Source organism: Paenibacillus sp. 01T422 (assembly GCF_056398785.1).
In genome coordinates this window covers 1-5572 of sequence record NZ_JBFTQB010000392.1, presented here as the reverse complement: position 1 = coordinate 5572, position 5572 = coordinate 1, and the positions used below count along the sequence as shown (strand labels likewise).

The 5572-nt window shown below is 45.9% G+C and carries 7 protein-coding genes and 1 riboswitch; of the genes, 2 read left to right on the top strand and 5 right to left on the bottom strand.

From position 1 onward, the window contains the following. Positions 1-49: 49 nt before the first annotated feature. Entirely contained in the window at positions 50-733 is a 684-nt protein-coding gene (locus AC1DUA_RS21080; RefSeq protein ID WP_477501639.1) for a CAP domain-containing protein, read from the bottom strand. 4 nt (positions 734-737) lie between these two features. Next, positions 738-873, bottom strand: a riboswitch (cyclic di-AMP (ydaO/yuaA leader). A 180-nt stretch (positions 874-1053) separates the two neighbouring features. Between AC1DUA_RS21080 and AC1DUA_RS21075 the strand changes: the two genes are divergently transcribed. Continuing rightward, positions 1054-1287 (top strand): small, acid-soluble spore protein, alpha/beta type, encoded by a 234-nt coding sequence (locus tag AC1DUA_RS21075; RefSeq protein WP_477501638.1) that lies wholly within the window; start codon positions 1054-1056, stop codon positions 1285-1287. Between the two features lie 69 nt (positions 1288-1356). Here AC1DUA_RS21075 and AC1DUA_RS21070 read toward each other — a convergent pair whose 3' ends face one another. Then, a complete protein-coding gene (locus tag AC1DUA_RS21070) occupies positions 1357-2202 on the bottom strand; it encodes an ATP-dependent DNA ligase (protein WP_477501637.1) in 846 nt (281 codons plus the stop codon). A 182-nt stretch (positions 2203-2384) separates the two neighbouring features. On the opposite strand from AC1DUA_RS21070, the gene AC1DUA_RS21065 reads away from it, so the two are divergent. Further along, on the top strand, positions 2385-2561 hold the full coding sequence (locus AC1DUA_RS21065) for a hypothetical protein (protein WP_161408601.1): 177 nt from the start codon (positions 2385-2387) through the stop codon (positions 2559-2561). Positions 2562-2635: 74 nt separating this feature from the next. On the opposite strand, the gene AC1DUA_RS21060 is transcribed toward AC1DUA_RS21065, so the two are convergent. The 3 genes from AC1DUA_RS21060 to AC1DUA_RS21050 all read right to left on the bottom strand — a co-directional run. Next, positions 2636-4165: an extracellular solute-binding protein gene (locus tag AC1DUA_RS21060; RefSeq protein WP_477501636.1), complete on the bottom strand. Its 1530-nt coding sequence runs from the start codon at positions 4163-4165 to the stop codon at positions 2636-2638. Positions 4166-4236: 71 nt separating this feature from the next. Continuing rightward, positions 4237-5115, bottom strand: coding sequence for a carbohydrate ABC transporter permease (locus tag AC1DUA_RS21055; protein WP_127453092.1), 879 nt, complete (start codon positions 5113-5115; stop codon positions 4237-4239). Between the two features lie 17 nt (positions 5116-5132). Next, positions 5133-5572: ABC transporter permease subunit (locus AC1DUA_RS21050; RefSeq protein ID WP_477501635.1), on the bottom strand; the 440-nt coding region annotated here is incomplete at its 5' end.

The following is a 5572-nucleotide window of genomic DNA, read 5'->3' as shown; positions in this document are numbered from 1 at the left end:
TCACAAGGGCTGCTCTTGAATTAGGCTGATAATTAGTTACTACTGGTGATTAATTACTGATGAATTCCTGCACCCATTCTCCGTTATAATAGGCAACACCTATCTTGGTGTAGTTAGGGCTCAATATATTTTGACGGTGACCCGTGCTGTTCATCCATGCTTTCATAACGGCATCAGGCGTAGGTTGTCCTTTGGCAATGTTCTCACCTGCATAGGAATAACGAATGCCATAAGTGCTCATCATATCAAAAGGTGACCCATAGGTCGGCGACGTATGATCAAAATAGCCGTTGCTGTACATATCTTTAGCTTTGTCCAACGCCATAGCTGAAAGCGCGCTATCGCTTGTTAGTGCTTTTAACCCAGCTTTTACACGTTCCTGGTTAACTAATGTTACGACTTGGCTGGCATAAGCAGATTGCGCTGGAGCAGGTGTAGCTGGTGTTGATGGCGCAGGTGTTGACGGAGTTGGTGCCTGGGAACCACCGCTTGTACCCGTGCTGCCAGGAATGTTCAACTTCATCCCGGCCCAGATCACATTCGGGTTGGCAACCTGAGGGTTGGCCTGAATGAGCGAAGTGAGACTCACGCCATACTTCTGGGAGATCAACCACATGGTATCGTTGCCTGACACCGTATGCGTAGCGGACGCGGCCATGACCGCGCTTGAGCTCATAAGGACGCTCAGTCCAATAGCTCCGGTAAGGACTAGCTTTTTGTAGCGTTTCAACATAAAAATCTCTCCTTTTTGCGGCCTGCGAGGTTAGCTGTCGGATTCGGGTCAAAGAGTAATCACCCGGTCGCTTAGATAGCGGCTTCACCCCAAAGAATGGGTCCCCCGTGCTTCCTAAGAAGCTTCGGCCTTCTAAGTTTTTGATCCTAAATCGATCTTTCCGATTGTAACACGGGGTTTTCCTGAAAACATGAATCAAAATTTTCCAACCCATAATGAAAGCGCATCCAAAAAGCCAAAAAAAATATTTTCCAAATACATGAATAAAAAACCATAATTTCCACAAAATACTCATACACCAAATAAAGGAGTGAATCCAGATGGCTAGCAGTAGAAGCAATTCCTTACTTGTGCAACAAGCAAAATCAGCTCTTGAGCAAATGAAATATGAGGTCGCTCAGGAACTAGGTATTCAGATTCCTCAGGACGGGTATTATGGCCACATGGCTACTCGCGATACCGGCGCAATCGGCGGACACATTACGAGAAGATTGATCCAAATCGCTGAGCAACAGCTAAGTGGCAGCAACAATGGTAACTTCAGACGCATGTAAGTAACTGAATGTACAGAGAAAAGACTGCACCACCATTTCCTGCTTGGTGATCCAGTCTTTTTTGTTTTTTCACATCACAAACTCCATAAAAACCGGAGAGCGAAGCCTTCCGTTTCTCGTCCAGCTTTTCGTCTTAATTTTGGCCATGAGCCGCGGTTCCATATAAGCGAAATGGTTGTCTTCTTTGTAGACTAAGCGGTGTTTCACGCTATCCAGCGCCTTCTGATGCAGAGATGTTATCCCCGTTTCAATTACACCAACCGGAATTTTCAATCCATTCGCTGAATCAATTGAAGCCAGTAAAGCAAAGTTATTTTTCCTGTAACCAGTAATATATACATCTGCATAAGTCCAGTTAATCACTTTTCTCCATTGTCTGGAGCGCTTGTTGCTTTCGTACTTGAAACTTTCTTTTTTTGACTTCAAAATGATGCCCTCAAGCCCATCCTGTCGGATTTTCTCAAAATAATCCACTGCTTTCCCCTCGTAAACCTTCACCCTTTTGTACCTGTCATTCTCAATGAAAGCTTGGTCCAACAGCTCCTTACGTCCCAGCAACGGCAATCCAGTGACATCAATCCCCTTGTATTTTAAAATGTCAAATGCGCAAAATACAACAGGAGATAAATCTGTCGGAGTTAAAAATCTTGCTGACATCGCTTCGAAGTCCGTTTTACCTTGATCATCCAAAATAACCAATTCACCGTCAAGTACCGTACCTTCGGGAATCGGACATTGGAACAATTCAGGAAATTTGTGAGTCACCAATTGATTGTCTTTCGTATATACATATAGTTTGTCCATATTAGAAAGAATACACCTAAAACCGTCTAGCTTAACTTCCGCCACATGATGTTTACTGTTATAAGGCCTATTATCTTTGGCGTCTTGCAAAAGCATAGGAGAAATAAACATATGAAATCACCCTACGTTAGATAATACTGCACAGTTATTCATCTGCCTATAGGGACTTGAAGGAAATCGAGGCCTGCCCGATCCATTTTCGACAAAACAAGTGAAAACCATCTCTACAATGCGACAATCAAATTCGCAGATCCCGTTTATAATGGAGATAGATGAATGGGAGGGATGTTCGCATGGACAAGCTATTTATCAAAAGACTGCATACTTTGAATCGTCGCGATGAACTTAGGTCAATGCTGCTGATTGAAGGTATTAAACTCACTCTCAAACGGAAAAAGGAACTCGGCCTATTTTATAGATTGTTCAAAAAAACCAAGAAGAAACCCATTGTTGCTAAAGGATGGAATTGAGCTTGCCATATGCATAAGGGGCGACCATGAAAGTAGAATCCTACCTTCATGGTCGCCTCTGCTATTTTCCTGCCTTACTTGCCACTCTTCGCGTATTGTGCGCTGAACTCCTCAATAACTTTATCGCCGCCGGCTTTTCTCCACTGCTCAATGGCTTGCTTCCAGCCTGCCTCATCAATTTTCCCCAGAATATATTTCGTACGGGCATCATCAATAATCGGCTTCAGCTCGCTGCCTTTGGTCGTTTGGGTCTCGGAAACGAGCGGATTCGTCGGATTGTTGACCGCGATCGCCTCGTTTTCTTTGATCATTTTGCCGTATTTCTCCATGAGCGGCGTTTCTTTTCCTGTCGTTTTTGCCGTATACTTAGCAATTTGAAGCTGTAGATAACTGGAGCCTACTTCGGTATCCTGCAGCTTTTGATCAATAAATACCGGTTTGCCATCTTCTATCTTGTAATGTTTGCCTTCGACACCCCAGCCCAGCAAATCCAGCATCTTCTGATCGGAAATTTTATCATAGAAGCCCAGAATTTGCTTTAATTCCGCCTCCGTTTTCACACTTGATTTCGGGAACATGAACACACTGTTATAGCCTACGCCGCCCGGCAGTCTCTCACCTTTGGGCCCTTTGATCCGAGAGACGACGTCTACGTTCGCACCAGGGAACGTTTTGGAAAGCGATGCCTGATAACCAGCTCCGTCAATCATATTCGAGATAACCGCCCCAGCCTTGCCTTGGTTGATATCATCTTTCTTCTGTTGATTGTTCAGAACAGGGAAGTCCTGTTTAATGAGCTTCTCGTCGTACAGTTTTTTATAAAATTTCATCGCTTCGAAATACTCTGGCGCTAAGAAATCAGGGCTTAATTTGCCATCCTTCACTTCCCAGGAGTTCGGAGCGCCCATTATGGAAGCTACGACGCCAAAACCGTCCATCGTTTTCTCCTCCGTCAGACCAACGGTGTCCGCTTTGCCGTTTTTATCCGGATCGCCAAGTGTAAACGCTTTAAAAACATTATATAAATCATCGAGCGTTTTCGGTTCGCTTAAGCCTACGTTTTTCAACCAGTCGCTGCGGAAAATAACCCCGTAAGTCGACAAGTCGCGGGCGCGATATAGACCATAAATTTTGCCATCCACTTTAATATTGTCAAAGACCGCTGGGTTCATTTTAGACAGATTCGGATAGTCCTTGAGGTAAGGACCCACTTCCCAAAACACGCCTGCACGCACAGCGCTCAAAATGTTCGAATCCTTGTTATTCTGCACAAGCAGCGCCTTGGGAAGCTCTCCGGACGCGATCGTGACATTGACCTTTTCTTTGTAAGAAGAGTTGGGAACCCAGGAGATGTCCAATTTCGTGTTCGTATAAGCTTCAATCTGCTTTTGCACTTCGCTGTCCGCTTTTGGCGGTTCCGCATACATGAGGGTCATGACACTTAGTTTCAAGGGTTCCTTGCTTGCAGGCACACTGCTTGTACCMGCATTCCCTCCTGCAGCTGGACTCGCCTCGTTTCCACAACCGGCCAGCAGCGCAGCAGCGCCAACCATCATTCCCATTGCAGCCAAACCGCTTTTTCTCATTCCCGCGTGTTTTCTCATTGTGGCAATGCCTCCCCATAGTCTTATTTTATATGAATGCTTCCCAATCACAATAGTTTTCGGGAGCCTGTTCAACCTTTTACAGAACCGATCATGACTCCTTTGGCAAAATGCTTCTGCAAGAACGGATAAACTAGCAAAATCGGCACCGTTGAGATGACAATGACGGCCATCTTAATGATTTGCGATGGAGGCGCAATATAGTTCTGATCGAACTGCGTCGAATCACCGATCCCGCCTTGGGATAAAATGACGATCTGCCTTAGCCAGACTTGAATCGGCCACATTTTCGAATCGTTAATGTACATGATCGCGTTGAAAAAGGTGTTCCAATGGCCTACCGCATAAAACAAGGCAAACGTAGCCAGCACTGGCGCCGATAACGGCAGCACTATTCGGAAAAGCAAGCCCACATCACTGCAGCCGTCGATTTTGGCCGCTTCCTCAAGGCCCTCCGGCAGCTGCCGGAAAAAGCTCACGACAACGATGAGATTAAAGGCACTAATCGCGTTAGGAATCAGCAGAGACCAGTAGCTGTTGAGCATGCCAAGCGCTTTAACGACAAGGAATGTTGGCAGAATCCCACCGTGAAACAGCATCGTGAATACGATCAGCATCATAAACAGCTTTCTTCCTTCAAAATCCTGCCTCGAAAGTGGATAAGCGAGCAGTGAGGTGAACAAAAGATTGATAAATGTACCGACCACCGTAATGCCGATCGTTACGAATAAGCTGTTCACGATCGTTTGTGTCGAGAAAATGTAGCGGTAACCTTCCAACGAGAAGGAAGTAGGGAACAAAATGAATCCCCGTCTGAGCACTTCTTCCGGCTCTGCAAATGAAACCGAAATAATGTAGATAAACGGCAGCAGCGTGACGAGAGCAAACAACGCCAGAAATGTGTAATTGAAGCCGTCAAAGATGCGGCTGCCTATGCTTTTGTTAATCATCGAACACCACTCCCTTCTTAATACAGACCGCTTTCGCCGAATTTTTTGGCCAACCGATTGGCCCCAACCACCAGCACCAGCCCAATGATCGACTTAAACAATCCGACTGCTGTACTGTAGCTGAACTGACCTTGCTGAATCCCGACGTTGTAAACGTACGTATCAAAGACTTCGCCTACCTCGCGGTTCATGGCGTTCAGCATTAAGAAGATTTGTTCAAAGCCGGTATCGAGGAACGACCCCAACCGAAGGATGAACAATATGACAATGACGCTGCGGATGGCCGGAAGTGTAATATGCCACAATTGGCGAAACCGGTTCGCACCATCGATTCTTGCAGCTTCATACAGCTGCGGGTCCACCCCAGCCAGCGCTGCCAGGAAAATAATCGTTCCCCAGCCTGTTTCCTTCCATACCACTTGCGAAACGATCATCGTTCGAAACCACTCGCTTGAGA